19 protein-coding genes, 1 tRNA gene and 1 riboswitch are annotated in these 23178 nt (G+C 44.4%); of the genes, 6 read left to right on the forward strand and 14 right to left on the reverse strand.

Going from position 1 to position 23178, the window contains the following annotated elements; all coding sequences use genetic code 11:
• Nucleotides 1–7: 7 nt before the first annotated feature.
• A tRNA-Asp gene (locus tag IDJ75_RS09340) sits at nt 8–119 on the reverse strand.
• A gap of 152 nt (nt 120–271) precedes the next feature.
• Here IDJ75_RS09340 and IDJ75_RS09345 point away from each other — a divergent pair.
• Together IDJ75_RS09345 and IDJ75_RS09350 are read left to right on the forward strand one after the other, a co-directional pair.
• Complete coding sequence (locus IDJ75_RS09345) at nt 272–748, forward strand: Lrp/AsnC ligand binding domain-containing protein (RefSeq protein ID WP_067063623.1); 477 nt, start codon at nt 272–274, stop codon at nt 746–748.
• A gap of 198 nt (nt 749–946) precedes the next feature.
• On the forward strand, nt 947–1399 hold the full coding sequence (locus IDJ75_RS09350; protein WP_191175359.1) for a hypothetical protein: 453 nt from the start codon (nt 947–949) through the stop codon (nt 1397–1399).
• A 124-nt stretch (nt 1400–1523) separates the two neighbouring features.
• Here IDJ75_RS09350 and IDJ75_RS09355 read toward each other — a convergent pair whose 3' ends face one another.
• The 4 genes from IDJ75_RS09355 to IDJ75_RS09370 form a co-directional block, all read right to left on the reverse strand.
• The gene (locus IDJ75_RS09355; protein WP_191175360.1) at nt 1524–2711 is read right to left on the reverse strand and encodes a class I SAM-dependent rRNA methyltransferase; all 1188 of its coding nucleotides are present in this window, start codon (nt 2709–2711) and stop codon (nt 1524–1526) included.
• Nucleotides 2712–2744: 33 nt separating this feature from the next.
• Nucleotides 2745–3347, reverse strand: coding sequence for a flavodoxin family protein (locus IDJ75_RS09360; protein WP_191175361.1), 603 nt, complete (start codon nt 3345–3347; stop codon nt 2745–2747).
• A gap of 13 nt (nt 3348–3360) precedes the next feature.
• Nucleotides 3361–3582 carry a hypothetical protein gene (locus tag IDJ75_RS09365; protein WP_191175362.1) on the reverse strand — a complete coding sequence of 74 codons (222 nt, stop codon included), beginning with the start codon at nt 3580–3582 and terminating at the stop codon, nt 3361–3363.
• 275 nt (nt 3583–3857) lie between these two features.
• On the reverse strand, nt 3858–5261 hold the full coding sequence (locus IDJ75_RS09370) for a tetratricopeptide repeat protein (RefSeq protein ID WP_191175363.1): 1404 nt from the start codon (nt 5259–5261) through the stop codon (nt 3858–3860).
• A 239-nt stretch (nt 5262–5500) separates the two neighbouring features.
• Here IDJ75_RS09370 and amaB point away from each other — a divergent pair, with 239 nt between their 5' ends.
• Nucleotides 5501–7042 (forward strand): L-piperidine-6-carboxylate dehydrogenase, encoded by a 1542-nt coding sequence (gene amaB, locus IDJ75_RS09375; RefSeq protein WP_191175364.1) that lies wholly within the window; start codon nt 5501–5503, stop codon nt 7040–7042.
• A 168-nt stretch (nt 7043–7210) separates the two neighbouring features.
• The gene (locus tag IDJ75_RS09380) at nt 7211–8854 is read left to right on the forward strand and encodes a S8 family serine peptidase (protein ID WP_191175365.1); all 1644 of its coding nucleotides are present in this window, start codon (nt 7211–7213) and stop codon (nt 8852–8854) included.
• 114 nt (nt 8855–8968) lie between these two features.
• Here IDJ75_RS09380 and metF read toward each other — a convergent pair whose 3' ends face one another.
• From metF to murQ, 5 genes are all read right to left on the reverse strand, one after another.
• Nucleotides 8969–9925, reverse strand: coding sequence for a methylenetetrahydrofolate reductase [NAD(P)H] (metF, locus tag IDJ75_RS09385; RefSeq protein ID WP_191175366.1), 957 nt, complete (start codon nt 9923–9925; stop codon nt 8969–8971).
• A gap of 146 nt (nt 9926–10071) precedes the next feature.
• Entirely contained in the window at nt 10072–13788 is a 3717-nt protein-coding gene (gene metH, locus IDJ75_RS09390) for a methionine synthase (protein WP_191175367.1), read from the reverse strand.
• A gap of 139 nt (nt 13789–13927) precedes the next feature.
• A riboswitch (SAM riboswitch) is annotated at nt 13928–14039 on the reverse strand.
• 247 nt (nt 14040–14286) lie between these two features.
• The gene (locus IDJ75_RS09395; RefSeq protein WP_317173771.1) at nt 14287–14781 is read right to left on the reverse strand and encodes a Bax inhibitor-1/YccA family protein; all 495 of its coding nucleotides are present in this window, start codon (nt 14779–14781) and stop codon (nt 14287–14289) included.
• Nucleotides 14782–14784: 3 nt separating this feature from the next.
• Nucleotides 14785–15351, reverse strand: coding sequence for a hypothetical protein (locus IDJ75_RS09400; RefSeq protein ID WP_191175369.1), 567 nt, complete (start codon nt 15349–15351; stop codon nt 14785–14787).
• A gap of 99 nt (nt 15352–15450) precedes the next feature.
• Nucleotides 15451–16254 carry an N-acetylmuramic acid 6-phosphate etherase gene (gene murQ, locus IDJ75_RS09405; protein WP_191175370.1) on the reverse strand — a complete coding sequence of 268 codons (804 nt, stop codon included), beginning with the start codon at nt 16252–16254 and terminating at the stop codon, nt 15451–15453.
• Between the two features lie 113 nt (nt 16255–16367).
• Between murQ and IDJ75_RS09410 the strand changes: the two genes are divergently transcribed.
• Nucleotides 16368–17954 carry a S41 family peptidase gene (locus IDJ75_RS09410; protein WP_191175371.1) on the forward strand — a complete coding sequence of 529 codons (1587 nt, stop codon included), beginning with the start codon at nt 16368–16370 and terminating at the stop codon, nt 17952–17954.
• An 88-nt stretch (nt 17955–18042) separates the two neighbouring features.
• Here IDJ75_RS09410 and IDJ75_RS09415 read toward each other — a convergent pair whose 3' ends face one another.
• Nucleotides 18043–19764: a glycoside hydrolase family 3 protein gene (locus tag IDJ75_RS09415; protein WP_191175372.1), complete on the reverse strand. Its 1722-nt coding sequence runs from the start codon at nt 19762–19764 to the stop codon at nt 18043–18045.
• A 184-nt stretch (nt 19765–19948) separates the two neighbouring features.
• Between IDJ75_RS09415 and IDJ75_RS09420 the strand changes: the two genes are divergently transcribed.
• Entirely contained in the window at nt 19949–20635 is a 687-nt protein-coding gene (locus IDJ75_RS09420; protein WP_191175373.1) for a porin family protein, read from the forward strand.
• A gap of 57 nt (nt 20636–20692) precedes the next feature.
• On the opposite strand, the gene IDJ75_RS09425 is transcribed toward IDJ75_RS09420, so the two are convergent.
• Genes IDJ75_RS09425 through IDJ75_RS09435 form a run of 3 tightly spaced genes read right to left on the reverse strand, consistent with a single transcriptional unit; the run spans nt 20693 to nt 23175 of the window.
• Nucleotides 20693–21646 carry a nucleotide-diphospho-sugar transferase gene (locus tag IDJ75_RS09425; protein WP_191175374.1) on the reverse strand — a complete coding sequence of 318 codons (954 nt, stop codon included), beginning with the start codon at nt 21644–21646 and terminating at the stop codon, nt 20693–20695.
• Between the two features lie 13 nt (nt 21647–21659).
• Nucleotides 21660–22559, reverse strand: coding sequence for a hypothetical protein (locus IDJ75_RS09430; RefSeq protein WP_191175375.1), 900 nt, complete (start codon nt 22557–22559; stop codon nt 21660–21662).
• A gap of 19 nt (nt 22560–22578) precedes the next feature.
• A complete protein-coding gene (locus IDJ75_RS09435) occupies nt 22579–23175 on the reverse strand; it encodes a hypothetical protein (RefSeq protein ID WP_191175376.1) in 597 nt (198 codons plus the stop codon).
• Nucleotides 23176–23178 lie beyond the last annotated feature (3 nt).

Consider the following 23178-nt stretch of genomic DNA (forward strand, 5'->3'; position numbering starts at 1 on the left):
TGAAGTGCTGTTGGGGAAGGGTTCGAACCTTCACAGAGTGGTTAGCCCGCTTCGGGTTTCCCATATTCTCCGCCACCGGGACAAGGAGGTGTGTCTGCCAAAAATTTCACCACCCAACAATGTTTGTTTTTAAAAGAACGATATAGCAATTGTCATTTGCTTTATACAAATCTAAAGGAGTTGTCACTTTCTTGCAAATATTTCAACAAAATATTTTTATTTTTACTTTTATTATAATTATACTTGTATTTGAATATAGATATTTAAAATTATGCCTCACAGGAAACCTCAAAATTTAGAAATTGATAATCTTGATATACAAATTTTATCAATATTAATGAAGAATGCGACCACTCCTTACACCGAAATCGCAAAAGAATTGATCGTTTCCGGCGGAACCATACACGTGCGGATGAAAAAACTGGAGGAGATGGGGGTAATAAAAGGTGCCAGCCTGGAAGTGAACCCGCAAAAACTGGGTTATGACGTAACCGCTTTCCTGGGAATATTCCTGGAAAAGGGGTCGCAGTATAACGAAGCCGTAAAACAATTAAAAATGGTACCCGAAATAGTAGAGCTGCATTACACAACAGGCAGCTGGAGTATTTTCGCCAAGATTGTTTGCCATGATACCAACCACCTGCGCGAGGTATTGAACGAGAACATTCAAAGCGTTAAAGGCATACAACGCACCGAAACATTTATATCCTTAGAGGAAAGCATTAAACGCCAGATAACACTGGATTAGTTATTTTAGGTTTCCTGCAATAATATAATATACTCACGCATATCATTGCGTGGCATGAAGCAATCTCTGAACTATGTACAGCTACATGGTTTAGAGGTTGCTTTGTGGTGTATGGCTGTTTAATTACCTACTTATGGGTATTTTTTAAAATTGGCCGCACAGTTACCTTTATTACGGTAACCAATATCTTATCATCCCATGAAAAAACTATTATTCGGCGCGCTATTCACAATTATGGCAATTACCGCCTTTGCCCAAAAGGTTGAAACCTTTACCATTAATAACAACACTTATTACGGCACCAAAGCCATCCCCGCCGAAATTGTTGGGCATTACAGTTATAGTAAAGATGGCGACAAAGAACCTATTGTTGATGTTAATAAAGATGGTACCGGTAAGTTCCAGGTGCATGAGGTGCCTGCCTACCCGGTAGAATTTTGGATTGAAACCGATGCAAAAGGTAAAATAAACGTACGCAAAAGCGATGTGAACGAAAACTACCAGATGGTACTGGTGCTAAAATATGGCGACAATGGCCAAGCTGGTTGGAAAGGTGCCAACAAAGGAACATTCGACCGTATTGAGGTCACCGTGGCCAAAACAATGGGTTATGCCATTATTTTAGGTGAACGGTTTATGAAGTTGAAATAAGTAAAACAACATATGCTAACGCGATATCAGCGTAGCGTATCTCGTGTGTAGGAATGGCTAAAGCTTTCGTCAGCTGAAAGCTGACCTTATGCCACGGCACGAGCTGAAAGCTCGCGCAAGCAATTTACCAAACCCTGCACAAAAGCCCTTTCAGGTATTCCCCTTCAGGGAATGATGCCCTAACGGGGTGGTCTTCGGGTTGGTGGAACTGGTAGATGAACTGTACCTGCTTCCCCGCGTCTAAAGCGGCCCATGCAAGCACTTGTTTAAAGGTTTCCATATCCATAGCCCCCGAGCAGGAGAAAGTGGCTAATAAGCCCCCGCTGTTAAGCAATTGCATGCCCAGGCGGTTAAGGTCTTTATAAGCCCGTGATGCCCTGTCGAGCGCGGAGCGCGATGGCGCGTATTTTGGCGGGTCGAGTACAATAACATCAAACATTTCGCCATCATCTCTGAATTTGCGCAGTTGCACATTCACATCAGATTTGATAGCGCTATGCTCCGTACCTTCAAATTTATTGAGGCGGATATTTTCTTCAAGCGTTTCCAATGCCAGGGCAGAACTATCTACACTGGTTACCGATGCCGCACCGTTTTTTAAACTGTTTAAGGTGAAGCCGCCTGTATAGCTGAAACAGTCTAATACATTTTTGCCTTTGGCATAACCGGCCAATACCTGGCGGTTATAACGCTGATCGCAGTAAAAACCCGATTTTTGGCCTTCGGCGATATTGATGCCGTAGCTGATGCCGTTTTCTTTCACCATCACCAGTTCGGGTGGTTCGTTACCGGCAAGCAACACATTGGTGGTTTCCAATCCTTCGTGCGAGCGGGATGTGGCGTCGCTTTTATCAAAGATGCTGGCAGGTTTCAGTAGTTGGTTAAGTTCATCTATAATAACAGGCATAGCATTTTGCATGCCCGAGGTAAGTACCTGTACCGCCAAATGATCGGCATATTTATCTACAATAAGGCCCGGCAGGTAGTCAGATTCGCTGAAGATCAATCTGCAGGTATCTGTACTGCCATCGGCCAGTATATGGGCACGGCCGGCAACAGCTACCCGCACTTTATCGCGGAACCAATTGTCGTCAACCGCAATGGCTTCGTCCCATTCCAGCAAACGCACTGCCACGCGCGATTGAGCGTTATAAAAACCGTAAGCCAGGAAATCTTTTTTGCTATCCAGCAGGCGGATGATCTCGCCATTGGCAGGGTTACCTTTTACGTTTTCTATCGCCCCCGAAAACACCCAGGGGTGTTTGTGCAGTACTGCTTTTTCTTTACCCTTTTTTAATACAACATCTATCATACGGTTGCAAAGGTAATAATATCATTGCCAATGTTATTCCCTGCCGGGGATAGGTGTGTTTTTTAACGCTTTAGCAACTGCCACCACATTAGCCGCTGCGGCTTTCCCCGTTTCTATCGACCACTCCTTCCGGTAATTGCTCTCCAGGTAATTATCGCCGGGGCCGGGGCCATTGTTCCAATAAGTGTATGATTGCGGCGCTATGGTAAAGCCAACATCCATCAGCGCGCCTGCAATTTCAGATACCACATGGCGGGCACCATCCTCGGCGCCGGTAACTACAAAACCCGCTACTTTGTTGAAAGTAACCGGGCGGTTCTGCGCATCGCGTTTAGGGTACAGGCCGTTTATACGCTCCAAAACTTTCAGCGCCTCGCTGCTCATGGTGCCCATCCAGGTAGGGGTGGCTATAATCAGTATCTCTGATGCTAAAAGTTCTTTCAGGATTGCAGGCCAGGCATCGCCTTTACCCAGGTCAGATTTTATGCCGGTGATGATATGATTATCAGCCACGCGTATAAAAGTTGTTTTCACACCAAGGCGTTCCAGTTCTTCTATAAAAGTATTGGCCAAAGCTTCGGTATTTGATACGGCGGGCGATGGCTTTAAGGTGCAATTCAATATCAGGGCTTTCATGGTTGATCTGGTGTTAAAGGTTCTCTGGAGGCGGCTGTGGCGCAACTTTCTCGCTTTCGCTCGCCTTTTCGGTAACTTTCTCAGCATCTGATACGGTGGAATCTTTATTAGTTACCTTTTCAGCATCATCATTATTGGTGATCACATACTGCTCTTCCGCATTTACTATCGGGTCGTTGGGTTGCCCCACTGAAGAGAGGTTATTCCCCGGGTTTGAACTATCTGGCGTATTCATACTTATTGGGTTTTAAGGAACAACGGATAAGCGGTGGGGTTGTTTGGAATTTTACTCACCCCACGGAAGTGTTCACGTTCACTGCCGTGAACGCTGATTGGCAAATATTGCCACCACTTTTATCATGTATAGTATAGCCCTCGCAAGTAATTCGTTAGGTACAAAAAAAGCCAAACATTACTGTTTGGCCTTTAACACTTGATTGAGTCGGATTTGAGTATTATCTGTTGGGATAATGAAATAAGAACCACTCACAGCTCTCTATTCACCACTCACTACTTCGTATATCTGTTTATGATATCAATGATCACCTTGTTCTCCTGCAATTGTGGCAGGTAATCAAACAGGATATAATGCTTCTCCGGGTCAGACGCGAGCGCCATCTCCAGGTAGTTCAGCGCTTCGTTGTATTCGCCTTTGGCAAACAGGTAGGCTACCATGCGGTAGTACAGTTCTGCAGCATCCGGGTTGTTTTTTATAGCCTGAGATATTACCTCAATAGCATCTTTAAGCCTTTTTTGCTCATATAGTATAGATGAGTAATCCAGCCAGGCATCTACATCAAGCGGGTTAAGTTCCACTACCTTTTCGTAAGCCTGTTCGGCTTCGCCCATGTGGCCAAGCTTGTATTCGGCATCGGCAATGGCAAACCAATAGTCGGCATTGGCAATATCCAGATCGAGCGCCTTTTTGTAAAAATGCAGGGCCTCAAAATAGCGTTCTTCAAAATCAAGTGTAACACCAATCCCAAACCAGGCATCTGCCAGTTTAGGGTCCATCTTAACCGATTTTTTGTAGAAAGAACGCGCCTCGTCCATTTGCTCCAGCTTTTCGTAGCACTCCCCTATAGCGCAGTAAGTATCGGCATTAGGCTGCTCGTACTCAAATGTCTGGCGGTACACCTCAATAGCTTCGGCATATTTTTCCAGATTTACCAGGGCGTTACCTTTATTAAAGTAAGCCGATGCAAAGCTGTCTTTGATCAGTATGGCGTAATCGTAAGCATCAATCGCTTTCTCAAACAAACTAAGTTTGGTATACGCGTTGCCCAGATTATACCATGCGGCATAACTGTAAGGCTCGTTATCTATATACTGCTGATAGAATTGAACGCTCTCTTCCTGGTTATCCAAAACATCGTAACAAAATGCCAGCTCGTACAGGGCATCCTGGTTTTCCATGTTTTGTTTAAGGCAAAGCTTAAGATAGGTAATGGCGGTATCGTAATCGCCCATGTTTTGGTAAACGTAGGCAATGTGCAACAATATCTCGTCAGTTTCCTCGGCCAGTTCAAGCGCTTTTTCGTAGTTCTCTAAAGCCTCGGTATTGCGCTCCATACTCTCGTACAGGTTACCACGGATGATATAGATATCAGCGTCGCTGGCTTCCAGCATAGCGGCTTTTTCAAGTGCGGCAAATGCCTCGCTTGCGCGATTGGTAACTACCAGCAACTGGGCCTGCTTTATTAAAAATACCGCGGCAAACGGGTGCTGGTTGCGGGCATATTCTGATACCTGCAGGGCTTTTGCCGGGTCGTTTTTTTCTATGTAGTAGTCTATAATGTTCTCAAACGCCTGCGCGTCAAAAAAGTACTGATCATGATTTCGAATCATCTCTTCGTACCGTTCTACCGAAAACTTTGGATCTTCGGTAAAACCAAATTCAAATTCTTCTTCCATTCAAGTTGAGTTGCAGAACACCATATTTTCCCGGCGGATGTATATCCGCAAGGCTTAAACATGAGTTCAAATTACAATAATAAGCATCCATAAGTCAATTAAGTTTTCAACATACAAACATTATTAAACAAGCGTTAATACAAGTGGCTGATAATAAATGTAAAGCATTTTTAGCCGGCAAGCGATGAGTTGAAGAATAATTGCCCTAAAGATTTTTACCTTTGACAAAAGTACCAATTATGAGCTTACCTATAAAAGATATTCTTGATCATTTACATATAAACGACATTAACCATGCGTTTAGTACTGGCAGTCAATGGGGTAGCAGCGCCAATGCTGTTACAAAAGATATTGTATCGCCAACAGACGGTAAAAAGATAGCCGCTGTAAAGTTTGCTACCGCAGATGAGTATAACACCGTGGTGGAGACCGCCGCAAAGGCTTTTAAAACCTGGCGCACTATACCGGCACCAAAGCGTGGCGAGATAGTTAGGCAGATATGCGAATCGCTGCGTGCGAATAAAAAACAACTGGGCACGCTTGTATCCTACGAAATGGGCAAAAGCCTGCAGGAGGGTTACGGCGAAGTGCAGGAAATGATAGATATATGCGATTTTGCCGTGGGACTTAGCAGGCAGTTATACGGCCTTACCATGCACAGCGAACGCCCCGAGCACCGCATGTATGAGCAATATCACCCGCTGGGGATCATTGGCGTAATATCGGCCTTTAACTTCCCTGTGGCAGTTTGGAGCTGGAATGCTGCCCTTGCCTGGGTTTGCGGCGATGTTTGCATCTGGAAGCCATCCGAAAAAACACCTTTAACAGCCATTGCCTGCCAGCACATAGCGCAGGAGGTTTTTAAACGTAATAATATTGAAGAAGGCGTAAGCTGCCTGGTAATAGGCGACCGCAACATAGGCGAACTAATGAGCAATGATACGCGTGTACCGTTGGTATCAGCAACCGGATCTACCCGCATGGGCAAGGCGGTTAGCGCAGCAGTTGGAGCACGCCTTGGTAAAAGCCTTTTAGAACTGGGCGGTAATAATGCCATCATTATCACTGAAAATGCCGACCTGGATATGTCGCTTATTGGCGCTGTATTTGGTGCAGTGGGCACTGCCGGGCAGCGTTGCACCAGTACCCGCAGGCTCATCATCCACGAAAGTGTTTACGAAGCCTTTAAACAAAAATTGGTTAAAGCCTATGCCCAAATAAAAATTGGCGACCCACTAAACGAGAACAACCACATGGGGCCGCTTATTGACCAGGATGCGGTAGCCTTGTATCTTGATTCGATTGAGAAATGCAAGGCCGAAGGCGGTAAGTTTGTGGTAGAAGGCGGCAAGCTGGATGGCGGGCCTTATTCGTCGGGCTGTTATGTTAAACCCTGTATTGCCGAGGTTGAGAACCATTACCAGATCGTGCAGCATGAAACGTTTGCGCCGATACTTTACCTCATTAAATACGCAACCATCGAAGAAGCTATCGATCTGCAGAATGGCGTTCCGCAGGGCTTATCATCAGCTATCATGACCAATAATTTGCGCGAGGCGGAAACATTCCTTTCTTACGCGGGTTCTGATTGCGGAATTGCCAACGTAAACATAGGCACATCAGGTGCAGAAATAGGCGGCGCATTTGGCGGCGAGAAAGAAACCGGCGGTGGCCGCGAGAGCGGATCTGACGCCTGGAAAGTTTACATGAGGCGCCAAACCAATACTATTAATTATTCTAAAACGTTGCCTTTAGCGCAGGGGATTAAATTTGACCTGTAAACGATTGAATTAAATTTCATTGCCGTCCCATTTATGGGGCGGGATGACAGATAGAGCAATTTTGGCTTTAGCCTAAGTAATTAGGCTAAAGCCATTAATTTAATATGGTAATCCGTTGACTTTAGTCAACGGCAATGAATAAAAAAGTATAAACACGATTATTAAAATATGTACAAAATTTGCAAAACCATTGCGGGCGTATTATTGAGCAGCGCGCTGTTAATAAGCTTTAACTCAACGGCGCAGGTTGCGCCAAAAGCCCCTGCCGAACTGCCAAAGAACTGGCACCTGATGGATCTTAAAACTGATGGATATTTCGGTATCAGCCTTAATCAGGCTTACCAGTTTGTAAAAGGTAAAAAAAGCAAAACGGTAATTATAGCTACTATCGACAGCGGTATTGACACCGCACAAGCCGACCTTAAACCCGTACTGTGGACCAACACCAAAGAGATACCCGGCAACGGTATTGACGACGACAAGAACGGTTATGTTGATGATGTACATGGCTGGAACTTTTTAGGCGGCCCTGGTGGTAAATGTGATTTTACCGAAACCACCGAAGAGGTACGCGAATACAACAGGTTAAAACCTAAATATGAAAACCTTACATCGGCCCCTGCCGGCAGCGAAAAGGAATTTGCTTATTGGGAATCTGTAAAACTTACGTATAATACCACCTTAAACAAATCAAAAACCGAGATACAGCAGCTGCAACCTATCATGAACGCTTTGATGGCCACCAGCGGTTATATTAAAAAAGCGCTTAATTTAAAATCTGATGCTTCTTTTAAAAAGGGCGACCTGGCGAAGATCACCTCTGCAAGCGATACCGTTAAACAAAGTAAGGCTGTATGGGCATCTGTTTTTGATCAGGAAGGCGGCGATGACACTAACGCCAAGATCATTAACGACCTGAGCGAATACCTTGCTAAACTAAACAACGATGTTAACCCCGATCTGGATGCACGCAAACGTATTGTTGGCGACAACCCTGACGAGAAAGATGGCAAACCTTATGGCAGTAACCTCATCAAATTTGCTGACGCCGAGCATGGCACTGGTGTAGCCGGCTTAATAGGCGCTGTACGTAATAACAAATATGGTATTGATGGCGTAGCCGATAATGTGCGCATTATGGCAATTAAAGCTGTACCTAACGGCGATGAGTACGATAAAGATATTGCTAACGCCATACATTACGCGGTTGATAACGGCGCAAAGATCATTAACATGAGCTTTGGTAAAAAACTGTCACCGCATAAAGCATGGGTTGACGAGGCCTTTAAATATGCTGCCGGTAAAAATGTATTGCTTGTACAGGCATCGGGGAATGATAACCAGGATGTTGACGCCAAACCACAATTCCCCAATGATACCTTTGAGGATGGGTCTGGTACGGATGCTGATAATGTGATTTGCGTTGGCGCATCTGCCGATAAGCTGGATGCAAGCCTTGCCGGTACTTTCAGTAACTACGGTAAAAAAAATGTGGATGTATTTGCACCGGGTGTTAAAGTAACATCTGTAAATATGGATGCCGAATTTAACACTGCCGATGGTACCAGCTTTGCATCGCCAATTACCGCAGGCATTGCAGCGTTGGTGTTAGAATATTACCCTAACCTGAGCGCCAAGCAGCTTAAACAGGTGATACTGGAATCGGCCACGCCGCTAACCGGCACTATGGTTTTAAAGCCGGGCAGCCAAACCGAGAAAGTTGATTTTACAACCCTGTCAAAAACAGGTGGCATAGTTAATGCCTACAGGGCGTTAGTTGCCGCATCAAAACTAAAAGGCGAAGGGATATAAACTATCCTCTCGCATCATAAACAAGAAATGCCCGATGATTAGTCGGGCATTTCTTGTTTAAACCATTTCTCCCCGCTCTCGTTGGTTCGAAATAACAGGGTGGATATTGGGATATTAAAATATTGCTTCTGCAATGCGTTTTGTTGGCCCGGGGTTACCCATGGTGTAGAAGTGCAGTACCGGGGCGCCGAATTTCACAAGCTCCTTACATTGTTCTATCATCCACTCTATACCAATATCTTTTACGTTCTTTTCTTCCTTACAATCCTGTATCGCATCGCTTAACGCTTCGGGGATATCTATATGGAAAGTTTTGGAAAGGTTAACCAGTTGTTTTGATGTAGTAATAGGTTTCAATCCCGGTATGATAGGTACGTTGATCCCCTCTGCACGGCAATTATTTACAAAATCGAAATATTTTTGGTTGTCAAAAAACATTTGAGTTACGATGAAGCCTGCGCCCATATCAATCTTTTGCTTCAGGTATTTAAAGTCGGTTTTAAGATTTGGCGCTTCAAAGTGCTTCTCGGGATAACCGGCCACACCTATGCAAAAATCTGTTTTCAGGATGCCTTCGTAATGTTCATGGAGGTAAACGCCGTTGTTCATGTTCACAACCTGTTGTAACAAGTCGGTAGCATAGCAATGGCCGTTCGGGGTCGGCACGAATGAAGCATCACCACGGCGGGCGTCGCCGCGTAAAACCAGTACGTTATCAATACCTAAAAACTGCAGGTCAATCAGGCCGTTCTCAGTTTCGTCCTTAGTAAAACCACCGCAAAGCAAATGCGGAACGGTATCAACCTTGTACTTATTCATAATAGCCGCGCAAATAGCAATAGTTCCCGGGCGTTTACGGTAAGCCAGTTTTTCCAGCAAACCGGTTTCATGTTCTTTATAAATATAATCCTCGCGGAGCGATGTTACATCAATAAACGGCGGCTTAAACTCCATCAAAGGGTCAATAGCATCATAAATTCCCTGGATGCTCTGGCCCTTTAATGGCGGGATAAGTTCGAAAGAGAAAAGCGTTTTCCCTGCCGCATTTTTAATGTGTTCTGTTATCTTCATTGTAGGTTATAAATCTTTATTTTACCCGTCATTGCGAGGTAAGAAGCAATCTTCGACATGCTTGTCTTACACTTTTCTATCGAAGATTGCCACGCTACGCTCGCAATGACGGTTTGTTTATTATTGTTGGTCCTCGCTCCGCTCCTTTAATAATTCAAATTCGGCCCCAACCATTTTTCAACCGTATCAATAGATAAATTCTTACGCTGCGCATAATCTTCTATCTGGTCTTTACTTATTTTATTCAATCCGAAATATCTTGCCTGCGGATGCGCGAAATAAAAGCCGCTTACTGATGCAGCCGGTGTCATGGCCAGGCTTTCGGTAAGGTGCATGTGGGCGTTGTTTTCGGCGCTTAGTATCTCAAACAAAGTGGTTTTCTCGGTATGGTCCGGGCAGGCGGGGTAACCCGGTGCCGGGCGGATACCCTGGTACTCTTCCCTGATCAGTTCCTCTGTATCGAGTTGCTCGTTTTTCGAGTATCCCCAATATTCCTTACGTACCAGTTCGTGCATTTTTTCGGCAAAGGCTTCGGCAAAGCGGTCGGCAATGGCTTTGGTCATGATGCTGTTGTAGTCGTCATGGTCTGCCTCAAACTCGGCAACCAGTTCATCACAGCCAATACCCGTTGTTACGGCAAAACCGCCCCAGTAATCGGCAATGCCGCTATCCTTAGGCGCTATAAAATCCGATAGGGCATAATACGGCTCACCTTTAACCTTTTCGTTCTGCTGGCGCAACGTATGGATTCGGGTAAGCAAGTGCTGGCGTGTATCATCAGTATAAATTTCGATATCATCGCCCACGCTGTTAGCCGGCCAGAAACCTATAACACCACTTGCGCGAAGCAATTTCTGGTCAACAATGCGTTTCATTAATGCCTGGGCATCATCAAAAAGCTTTTTGGCTTCATCGCCTACAAACTTATCGGCAAATATTTTTGGATAGCTGCCACGCAGTTCCCAGGTATGGAAAAACGGCGTCCAGTCGATGTATGGCACAAGCTCTTCCAGCGGGTATGCCTCGAAAACTTTGGTGCCTAAAAACGTCGGCGCTGGGGCAACGGTTTTCAGGTCTATCCGGAACTTTTGCTCGCGGGCCTGCTCAATGCTTACAAAACGCTTATCACTTTTTTTGTTGGCGTGGGCTTCGCGGGCTTTGGCGTACTCATCTTTAATGCCTTGTATGTAAGTATCGCGGGTATCCCGGTTCATCAGGCTGCTGCAAACGGTTACACTGCGCGATGCATCCAACACGTGGATAGCAGCACCCGAGTAATGCGGCGCTACCTTTACAGCCGCGTGGATGCGCGAGGTAGTTGCCCCGCCGATGATCAACGGAATAGTAAAACCTTCGCGTTCCATTTCCTTGGCAAAATGCACCATCTCATCAAGCGATGGGGTGATCAAACCGCTAAGGCCGATGATATCTACCTCCTGTTTCTTCGCTTCTTCAATTATTTTTTGCGCGGGCACCATTACCCCAAGATCTATTACCTCAAAGTTGTTACAGGCCAGCACCACACCTACTATATTTTTGCCGATATCGTGTACATCGCCCTTTACGGTGGCCATTAAAACCTTGCCTGCATTTGCGCGACTACCGCTGCTGTCTTCACCAGCATCAATCACACGTTGTTTTTCCAGTTCGATGAAGGGCAGCAAATAAGCCACCGCTTTTTTCATTACCCGGGCCGATTTTACCACCTGCGGCAAAAACATTTTACCGGCGCCAAACAGGTCGCCTACTACGTTCATGCCATCCATCAGCGGGCCTTCAATAACCTCTAGGGGCTTGGCAAACTTCTGGCGGGCTTCTTCCACATCCTCGTCCAGGTATTCAATGATACCTTTTACTAAAGCATGCGATAAGCGATCCTCTACCGGGTTCTTACGCCATTCTTCGTCGCGTACTATTTCTTTACCTTTACTTTTTATGGTGTCGGCAAATTCAACCAAACGTTCGGTGGCGTCGTCGCGGCGGTTTAGTAAAACGTCTTCAACAAGCTCCAGCAGGTCTTTCGGGATCTCCTGGTAAACTTCCAGCATCCCGGCGTTTACAATGCCCATATCCAGGCCTGCTTTAATAGCATGGTAAAGGAATGCCGAGTGCATGGCCTCGCGCACCACGTTATTACCGCGGAACGAGAATGATATATTACTTACCCCACCGCTTACTTTAGCCAGTGGCAGGTTTTGTTTTATCCAGCGGGTAGCCTCAATAAAGTCTACCGCGTAGTTGTTGTGTTCTTCGAGGCCGGTTGCTACGGTTAAAATATTCGGGTCGAAGATGATATCCTGCGGCGGGAAACCCACCTCTTCAACTAATATCTTATATGAGCGGCCGCAGATCTCTTTACGGCGTTCCAATGAATCGGCCTGGCCTGTTTCGTCAAATGCCATTACTACGGCAGCAGCGCCGTAGCTTAGTATCTTACGGGCGTATTCCTTAAATTTTTCTTCGCCTTCTTTCAGGGAGATAGAGTTTACGATACCTTTTCCCTGCAAGCATTTTAAACCAGCCTCAATAACCGTCCATTTGGAGGAGTCGATCATGATGGGCAGTTTGGCAATATCGGGCTCGCTGGCAACCAGGTTCAGGAATTTCACCATTACCGCTTCCGAGTCTATCATACCCTCATCCATATTGATGTCAATGACCTGCGCGCCACCTTCTACCTGCTGCAAGGCAACGGTTAGGGCAGCCTCGTAATCTTCGGCCAGGATTAATTTGGAGAATTTTGGCGACCCGGTGATATTGGTACGTTCACCAATGTTTACAAAGTTTGTTTCGGGGGTCAGGGTAACGGCTTCGAGTCCGCTTAAGCGCAGGTAAGGCTTAATTTCGGGAAGCTGCCTTGGAGAGTATTTAGCTGCTTTATCGGCTATGCATTTAATATGCTCGGGTGTGGTGCCACAACAACCACCTACAATGTTTACCAGCCCGGCTTTGATGAAATCGTCAACCTGGTGGGCGGTTTCGTGCGGGGTTTCATCATACGCGCCAAATTCATTTGGCAAGCCTGCATTTGGATAGGCAGAGATAAACACACCTGCCTTATCAGAAAGCTCCTCTAAGTGCGGCCTCATTTCTTTAGCGCCCAGGGCACAGTTCAACCCAACCGATAACAGGTTGGCATGACTGATTGAGTTCCAAAATGCCTCCACCGTTTGGCCGGACAAGGTGCGACCAGATGCATCGGTAATAGTGCCCGAGATCATCACTCCGCCGGTTTCTCTGAAGGCCGGATAATCTTTACCGGCTTCCTTACATTCTTTTTTATATCTATCGATAGCAAACAGCGCCGCTTTTGCATTCAGGGTATCAAATATCGTTTCAACCAATAACACATCCGAGCCGCCATCAACCAGTCCACGCACCTGCTCGTAATAAGCTTCGGCCAGGTCATCAAAAGTAACAGCACGGTAACCCGGGTCGTTCACATCCGGCGATAGGGAAGCAGTACGGTTTGTAGGCCCTATAGCGCCGGCCACAAAGCGTGGTTTTGACGGGTCTTTTTTGGTGTATTCGTCGGCCACTTCGCGGGCAATGCGCGCACCCTCGTAGCTTAATTCATAATCAAGTTCTTCGAGGTGATAATCGGCCAGTGATATTTTTTGGGTACTGAAGGTATTGGTCTCGATGATATCCGCCCCGGCATCCAGGTATTCGGCGTGGATGGCTTTGATTACATCCGGGCGGGTAATGTTCAGCAGGTCGTTATTACCTTTCAGGTCGGATGCATGGTCACGGAAACGCTTCCCGCGAAAATCCTCCTCGGTGAGCTCGTACCTTTGAATCATGGTACCCATAGCTCCATCAATAACCAGTATGCGTTTCTGTAATTCTTTTCTAATATCCATTTGTTGATTCCACCGATTCTATCCTGATGATTTCACCGATTACCAGAATTGATTATAGCCGAAATAGGTGTAATCAAAACACAATCTGTGAAATCTCAAAACGTAGCTTACTCGAAAAGTCGGGTGTTTAATTGACTTTCACTTATCTGTCCCCGGTTATTCTTTTAACCGGAGTAGAATGTAGCACCTTGTTAAGTAACAGGTTGCTAAGACATCGCAGGGTCTAATCCCTCCGTCTTTCTCCATAAGCGTTACAAAGATGAATAATAATGTTGTAAAGTGCAAGCGTATAAATTACACGAAGTTTGGCTGAAGCCGAAAATAGTCCGCCTGGTTATCCGTTGGCTAAAGCCAACGGCAATGATGTTCCTATTTCATTGCCGGCAAATTTATGGGATGGATAGCTAAAAAGGACAATCCTGGCTTTAGCCAAAATCAGCTCAACAAAAAAGCCGCCTGCAAATTGCAAACGGCTTTCAATAATATCATAACATGCTATTATCTTCTGTTACCGCCAAATATGCGCAGTAATAAAAGGAACAGATTAATAAAATCAAGATACAGGGTTAAAGCACCCATGATAGCCGTTTTTTTACCTTCGGTGCTACCATATTCAATGCCTGCGCCAATGCGTTTTAGCTTTTGCACATCGTACGCGGTTAAGCCTACAAATACAGCAACTAATACATAGCTGATCAGCAGATCAAAGCTGCTGCTGCGGAAGATAAATACATTTAATACAGTTGCTACTATACCACCTATAAGCAGCATGATCAGGATAGAACCGAATTTGGTCAGATCCTGCTGAGTTGTATAACCACCAATAGCCATTATGCCAAACACAACAGATGCTGTAATAAAAGCACTTGATATAGTACCGAATGAATACAGGTAAAATATATAGCTAATGCTTATACCCATAATAGCCGAAAAAGCCACAAATACTATACCTGCGGTTATCAGGCTCATTTTGCCGATGCGGCTTGATAATATTTGTTAATTGAGCCTTTTGGTGAGCTGTTCTTCTACCTTTTTAAACACCTGTACCGGTTTTAGTGCGCGCCAGTTTAGTTCATCAAGTTCGCCACCAAAGTTAATGTAGTAATCGATATTGCTTTTCTTGAACTCGCCTATCACGTGGTCCTGGAAATTTACACCGGCTATCCAACCATCCTCCACCTCCTGGAACCACTCCTCGTAGTAACTATCGTCAGAAAAATGGAAGTTAAGCACATTCTCGCCTATCAGGATAAACTTGTTAACGCCCTGGTCTATCATCAACTCAAACAGTTCGCGCTTCATCAGCATAATATCATTGTTGATAGCATCATTCCATTCTCCAATAAATTCTATAATGGTGTAGCCACGGTCGTAATCAACAAACAAAATTTTAAGGTACAGCGTATTTGAGCCGAACGAATCCCATTGCGGGTGCAGCAGGTAGTTATAGATCTGCTTATCGTATTCAAATTCGTTATACTGCGTAGCATAAAAAGGAGAGTACTCATCCTCTGATGCTATATAATCATCCCGCCAGCGGTAATATGGTTCTATTTCGTGCATTTATTATTGATGTACAGATATGCAAATTTGCGTATGTGCAGATTATTTTAATTTTTCTTTTATTTCAATTCGCACATCTGCATCCACGCATCTGCACATCTATTTTAAACTATCAACCGCTTTACGTACACTGCCATGCTTTTTTAGCAGTTCGGCGGCAGTGATTTCATCTAACCCTGTTTCGGCCATTACCATGCGGGTGCCGCGGTGTACAAGTTTATTATTGGATAACTGCATATCCACCATTTTATTACCCTTTACCCTGCCCAGTTGTATCATAACACTGGTACTGAGCATGTTTAACACCAGCTTTTGCGCGGTACCGGCTTTCATGCGTGTACTGCCTGTAACAAACTCGGGCCCTGTTACTACTTCAACCGGATATTTCGCTTCGGCAGCAACAGGGCTGCCGGCATTACAAACTATACAGCCTGTAGCAATACCATGCTCGTTAGCTGTTTTTAACCCGCCGATAACGTAAGGCGTAGTGCCTGAGGCCGCTATGCCAACCACCACATCGTGTTCATTTATATCAAACTCCTGCAAGTCTTTCCATGCCTGTGTGGTATTATCTTCAGCAAATTCAACAGCCTTGCGTATAGCGGTATCGCCACCGGCAATAATGCCAACCACCCAATCAAACGGCACCCCGAAAGTTGGGGGGCATTCAGAAGCATCAACAACGCCCAGCCTGCCGCTGGTACCGGCGCCTATATAAAATAAGCGGCCGCCTTTGCGCATGCGTTCGGTTACTATAACCGCCAGGTTTTCTATTTGGGGCAGGGCTTTCTCTACTGCCAATGGCACGGTTTTGTCTTCTTTATTGATGTTTTGAAGGAGTTCCAATACCGACATGTTTTCAAGGCCGTTGTAATTAGAATCCTTTTCGGTGTTTATTTCCATGTTTTGGCCATAAATTTTTAACAAAATTGAATAAAAAACATCAAAGCAACGAACATGATATAAATTATCAGCAATAGCTGCTAATTATTAGATTTGCTTGGCGAAAAATTTAGATGAAACGAACTGCGGGAATAATTTTCAGGACATTGCTTTTAATACTGGTTGGTATAACCATTGGGATGCTGATAAGCGATAGTAATATTGGCGGGCGCAGGCTGGGTTTAAACTTTGCCGGGCCCGATAAGATCTCCCACGTGCTCGATCTGGTAAGCACCAAATACGTAGATTCGGTAAACACTGATAGTATTGCAGGCGTAACTGTTAATGATATGCTGCAAAGCCTCGATCCGCATTCTGTTTACCTGCCTGCGCAACAGGCCCGTTCTATAAACGAACGGTTGGAAGGGGGCTTTAACGGCATCGGTTTAGAATACCAGTTGCTGCGCGATACCCTTGTAATTACTCAGGTAAACGATGATGGCCCTGCTGCAAAAGCCGGTGTTATGGTTGGCGACAAGGTTATTAATGTTGATGGCAAAGCTTTCTCAGGCACAAAACTGAGTATCTCGCGCATTAGTAAAACATTTAGGGGTGAAAAAGACACGCATATTACCCTGGGTATCCTCAGAGATCAATTTAAAACCGCAAAAGATTTTGATATAAAGCGCGATCGGGTTAGCCTGAGCAGTGTTGATGCTGCATTTAATATTGGCGATGCCGGTTATGTTAAAATAAGCAAATTCGCATCAACTACCGATGCTGATTTTAGGAATGCCTTAAGTAAATTAAAAGCCGATGGCATGCAGAAACTGGTGCTTGACCTGCGCGGGAACGGCGGCGGTTACCTGAACACTGCGACAGCCATGGCTGATGAGTTTTTACCCGCCGGCAAACTGATCGTGTATACTCAGGGCAGCCATGAACCACGCACCGATTACTTTGCTACCGACTCGGGCAGCTATGAAAAGGGAGCGCTTACGGTTATTATTGATGAATATTCGGCATCGGCCAGTGAAATATTGGCAGGCGCCCTGCAGGATCTGGACCGGGCTACTATTGTTGGCCGCCGCTCTTTTGGTAAAGGGCTGGTGCAACAACAATTTCCGTTTGGGGATGGCACGGCTATTAACTTAACTGTTGCCAGGTATTATACCCCATCGGGCAGGTCGATCCAGAAATCTTATAAAAATGGTGCAGCCAGCTATCGTAACGAGTTAGCTAACCGCGCACGTAAAGGCGAACTATTAACCGCCGGGAGCAATTTAAGCGACAGCGCTTTCCTGGGGGCATCAACCTACCATACCACAAAAGGCCGTAAGGTATTTAGCATGGGCGGCATTATGCCCGACGTTTTTGTGCCTGCCGATACTACACAAAACACGCAATTGGTGGATGACCTTGCCGGTAACCAGCTTTTTACCGCTTATGTGATAGACAGGCTGCAGCCTGTAATAAGCAAATACCCAACTGCCGATAATTTCATTAACCAATACGATATTACCGATACCGGCCTGCATAACTTTATAGCTTATGCCTCGCAAACAGTAAAAAGTATAACGCTGCATGACCTGGAAATATCACGTGATATTATCAAAACCCTTATAAAAGCAAATGCAGCCCGTTTTAAATGGGGCAATAATGCTTATTACCGGGTGCTAAACACCAACGATGCTACGCTTAAAGCAGCTTTGCTGCAATAGCTAAAAAATATGTGCAGATGTGCAAATGAAAAAATAGATGGGCAGATTGTAATTCTTATCATGTGCAAATTTGAAATCTGCATATCCTCTAAAAGCTCATACCCATACCGGTAGTAAAATACATGTTTACGCTTACAGGTAATTTACCAGCCGGTTTCATTGAGCCGGTTATTACTTTTACTGCCGAACGCTGCATGGCATCATCTTTTTGGTAACCTACCAATATCCCGGCGCTTTTTTCAATGCCGGGTAAACCCGCTATGGTATAAGGGTTGGCAAATACACTGGTTACCACGTTTGGCTTAGCGGCCAGGGCCGAGATAAGGAACTTAACATCGCTGCTATAATCGAGCTTGCTGGCGGGGCGGAGACGGGTATCATGGATGCTTACGAAGATCTGGTCGAACCCTTTTAGGGTTTGCAGCATTCTGTTCAAATCTGTTAACGAAGTGTTTTTGCCTACCAAAAATATCATGCTGTTGGCATACCATTTAGAAAGCTCCATCTGGAAAACTGTTGGCCTGTCAACCCCGATACTTACAATGGCTGTTTTTTTGAACGGGCTCTGGCGCAGGGTTCGGCTATCGCCTTTTAGTACGGTTATGGCGGCATCAGCCAATTGCTGGATCAGTTCGGCAGCGGCGGGACGGTTAATATCCTGTATAATGTTTTTGGGTGTGGTTGGTTTGTAAGCATCTAAACCGGCCCAGTATTTGGCAGCAAGCAGTTTTTTCACCTTGGCCTCAAATTCGGCTTTTGTGATCTTTTTTTTACGGATGGCCTTTAAAATAAGCTTGGCCGCATTTTGCGAGTTTACAGATAATTCTATCAGATCATTGCCTGCCAAAAATGCCCTTACATCAGCTTCGCCGTTTGGGAAATACTTGGTTACGCCGGCCATTTCCATCGCATCAGAGGCTACGATGCCTTTAAACCCTAACGAGTCTTTAAGGATGCCGGTAACAATTGGCCTTGATAATGTAGAAGGCAGGTTTTTTGTGCTATCCAGCGCAGGGATGCTCATGTGTGCTATCATTACACCACTAACGCCTGCGGCGATGGCCTCCCTAAAGGGATATTCCTCTAACGAATCTAACCTTGCGCGGGTAAAAGGCAGTAAAGGAAGGTCGTAATGCGAATCGACATTGGTATCGCCGTGGCCGGGGAAGTGTTTGGCAAAAACAATTAGCCCGGCATCCTGCATACCTTTAAAATAGGCTATGCCTTTTTGGGCTACATTATATTTATTATCGCCAAACGACCGGTAGTTGATCACCGGGTTGTTGGGGTTATTATTTACATCCATATCGGGCGCAAAGTTTATATGAATGCCCAGCCGCTTAAAATCGTAAGCCACCATTTGCCCCATTTTGTAAATGAGGTTATTATCCTGTACGGCGCCTAAAGTCATTTGGTAAGGATAGGATACAGATGAGTCTAACCGCATCCCTAAACCCCACTCGCCGTCCATTGCGATGAGCAATGGTACTTTGGAGAGCTTTTGATAACTATTGATCAAATTGGCATGCCTTACCGGCCCGCCCTGAAAAAACACCAGGCCACCAATATGTTCGTCCTGTATCACCATCGCAACCGAATCTTCGTAATGCTGGCCTTTGTTGGTATGTGCCCTTACATAAAACAGCTGGCCAATACGTTCTTTACGGCTAAGCTTTTTATAAACAGAATCAACCCAGTGGTTTTGTTCTGTTAATGTACTGATGAAGTTTGCTTTTTGGGCGAAAATGCTTTGAACTGACAGGCTTAATATAAAAAGCAGGCAACAGGCTATGTAATTTTTACGTTTCATTATTATTCAAATGTAGCTTAAATCTCAATTAACAATAATTGTTTTGGCTTGCCAACAATTATTTAAAGCATATACGAATAAACCTTAGCCCTAATTTTCACTCTATAGGTTATAAAAATTAACAAACAATGGAATATCACGGGCAAATACCCTTCTATTTCAGCTTCATTAAAAAATAGAACCGATGAAAAAATTTCTCTTTTTGGCAATATGCCTTTTGGCTGTAGTTGGCTCAGTAAGTGCGCAACGTTATGATCGCCGTTACCCCCCACGCAGAGTGGTAAGGCGCCCGCCCCCTGTTCAGGAACGGTACGACAGAAGGCAGAATGATTTTTGGCAGCCTAAAGTAGGCCTTGCAGGCGGCGTTAACTTTTCAAATACTGTTGATGCTTACAACTCTGATTATAGCACCAGTACCATTGCGGGCTGGCACGCAGGTTTAACGTTTGACGTACCTATTGCTTACCCGTTATCATTCGCGCCCGAAATTTTGTTTTCGCAAAAAGGATATAAGGCCGAAACCATTGATGGAACCTTTAAACAGCGCACCAATTATGTCGACATCCCTTTGCTGGCAAAATTCCGCCTGGTGCCGGGGTTTAACTTTGTAATAGGGCCACAGTTAACGTTTATAACATCAACCCGCAATACCTATGATAATGGCTTTAACACCATATCAGAGCCTGAGTATAGTTACCGTGGTGATAAAAGCTACATATCTGGCGTAATTGGTGTAGGTATTGAACTTAACCGCAACGTTGAATTACGTGGCCGTTATGCTATTGACCTTGACAAAAATTACTCTAACAGTTCGGCACCCGATTACCGCAACCAGGTATTTCAGTTGGGCTTAGGATTTAAGTTTCAATAAGGAAGAATTTACTATTGATGCATTTAAGGCCATCCTGAGCAATCAGGGTGGCTTTTGCTATTTAAACAACCCTTTAAACCACCGCTTTGCTTTATACCGCGGATGATTATATTTTCGCCACCGGGCTTCGATGTTAAAATCATAACGCAGCGTAAACAGGTCGGCACCTTTTTGTGGCAATACGTATAAGGGATGTGTTATTTCGCCAAGTGTACCTAAAGGTAAATTTGCGTTTAAGCTATCCGGATCTGTAGTATGGGTTGAGTTTTCGCCAAAGCCAATATTGGAGATAAGGTTAACATTAGGGATTGTAGATAAGCTATTGTTAAAAAAGTTTAAAAAGGCCAGTTGAAAATCCCAGGTATCAATTTTATCTGCTTTCATATAATTGAAAAACTCTTCCCATGTATCAACAATAAATCTATCGTTAAAAATTGTTTCTAATTGGGGCCTTACTTCGTTTGAATGGTAAGGGCTTAGTTCTTTATCGTAATCTTTCCAAACCCTGCGCCAGCCGGCCCACCCCCACACGTGTGTCATGTTTGAGAAGTAATAACTGGCATTGCCCCATTTTTGGCCTTGCTGCAGGTTGCAGCCACCAATATGGCGTATGCGGGTATCATGCCTGTAGCGCTCCAGCATGGTATCGCAATACCTAAAAAAGTCATTAGCAGGCAGGCAATCATCCTCTAATATTATACCCTCTTCTTCCTGCTCAAAAAACCATGTAATACCTGATGATACCGCTTCTTTGCACCCAAGGTTACTTTCGCGGAAAAGTGTTTTAACCTCACAAGGCCAGTTAACCTGTTTAATGATGGCCCTTGCCTGTTCACACATCTCCGGTTCTGCCGGCCTGTCGGCACGCGGGCCATCGGCAGCTACATAAAGCCTGGAAGGTTGTGCTTCCTTTATTTTTTCAAAAACCCGCTGAGTGGTGTCCGGCCTGTTAAATATGATGAATAATACGGGGGACTTTGTTTTGTATATGAGGTTATCGGGGGCGTTCATTTTACAAATATGTTTATTTAACCAAAGCTTTAATACTTGTTTTGATCTTTTTAAACCTGGCTTTAATTTTAAGGGATTCCCATAAGCGATGCAATACATAGCCGTTTGCTTTGTAATGCCGGCGTATAACATCTTTAGCATGGCCCTGGTAATGCAGCGATGCAAACCTTACCAATTTATGTGTGGCTACGTCTTTACCATAAGGCAAGTTGTTTTGCCAGTAAATTTTTTTCATCCCGTTTTCCATCTCGTACCCATCGGGATTATTGATGCAAATATCAATTGCCAGATTGTTATTTATAAGGTTGATCTTCATGGTTTCTGCGGGATGCTCCTGGAAGTAGATATGAAATAACGTCATATCACTTATCCCGCCCATTATGGTGGGGTCTTTAACGAAGGGCTCATACAGCTCCTGTACAGTTTGTATAGCTTTACTATTGGTATAGGAGTACAGCAGGAAGTTACAAAAATCATTAATCGCCTTATATCCATTAAAATAGGTAAATGCGGGCACCCCTATTGTATCGCAAGTGTTGGCAATTGTACTATGCTCAAAAAAAGGCAGCATTTTACTTATATCTTCATAAAGCAATACATCAGAATCAAGGTAAATAAATTTCCCGAAATTATTTTCTTTGCAAAAAGCACAAATATAAAACCATCGCAAAAAGCAATTCAATTCGTAATGCTCGCCATTAGATGACCTGTGTTTATATATGGCGGCAAATGCGTCAGCTTCTTTTTGGTAGTTACTTGCCTGTATATGTGTTAAAAAATCATACCGATCGTTCTTTTTATCGCCCAGTAAATAAATCTCACAATGGGGGTTAAAAAACCTGGCTTGCTTAAGGCTGTACTTTAAGTAATTGGGGTTACCGTAGTGAAAAAAAATGATGGGTATTGATGTCATCAATAATTGGGTTATGCCTTTAACAGTGAAATACTTTTTCGGAATTTGGCCCTTGCCGGGCCATCAGGCCCAGCCTGTCTATTTCTATATGCCTGCTGTTTACCATTAAATATTCTTTAACATCCCACTCAATAGGCCTGCCATTATCGTTTGAGTAGTCAAGGCTATCGGCAATATCAATAAACAGCTTTTTTTTCATGTAATAAAAAAACGTATGGTATCCGTTACCCACGTATACATCATTATCATTTTTAAACATGCTGTCAAACTCGTTTTCCAGTTCTGTTACTTTCTCAAAAAAATATGGTTCTTCAATCAAATACTTGCCCGATAGTTTGATGATGGACTCATTGCCGGGAAATGAAGACTGCTTTAAATAAGCCCGCAAATGGTTCATTTCATTTAACCCTTTATTGGCATAAATATTACCTTCATTACTGTAATAGGTATTGTATTGGTTCAGGTAATCTTCATTGGCCGATACACACTCCAGGATACAATAGGAACTGAACAGGTGCGAATACTTTAAACATGCTTCTATCGATTCGATATACTGCGCTTTCCTGTTCTCGTATCCTTCAGGGATATTTGCAGTTGTGATGATTACGTGAGCCATACC

This window comes from Mucilaginibacter rigui (assembly GCF_014773275.1).
Lineage (GTDB): Bacteria > Bacteroidota > Bacteroidia > Sphingobacteriales > Sphingobacteriaceae > Mucilaginibacter > Mucilaginibacter rigui_A.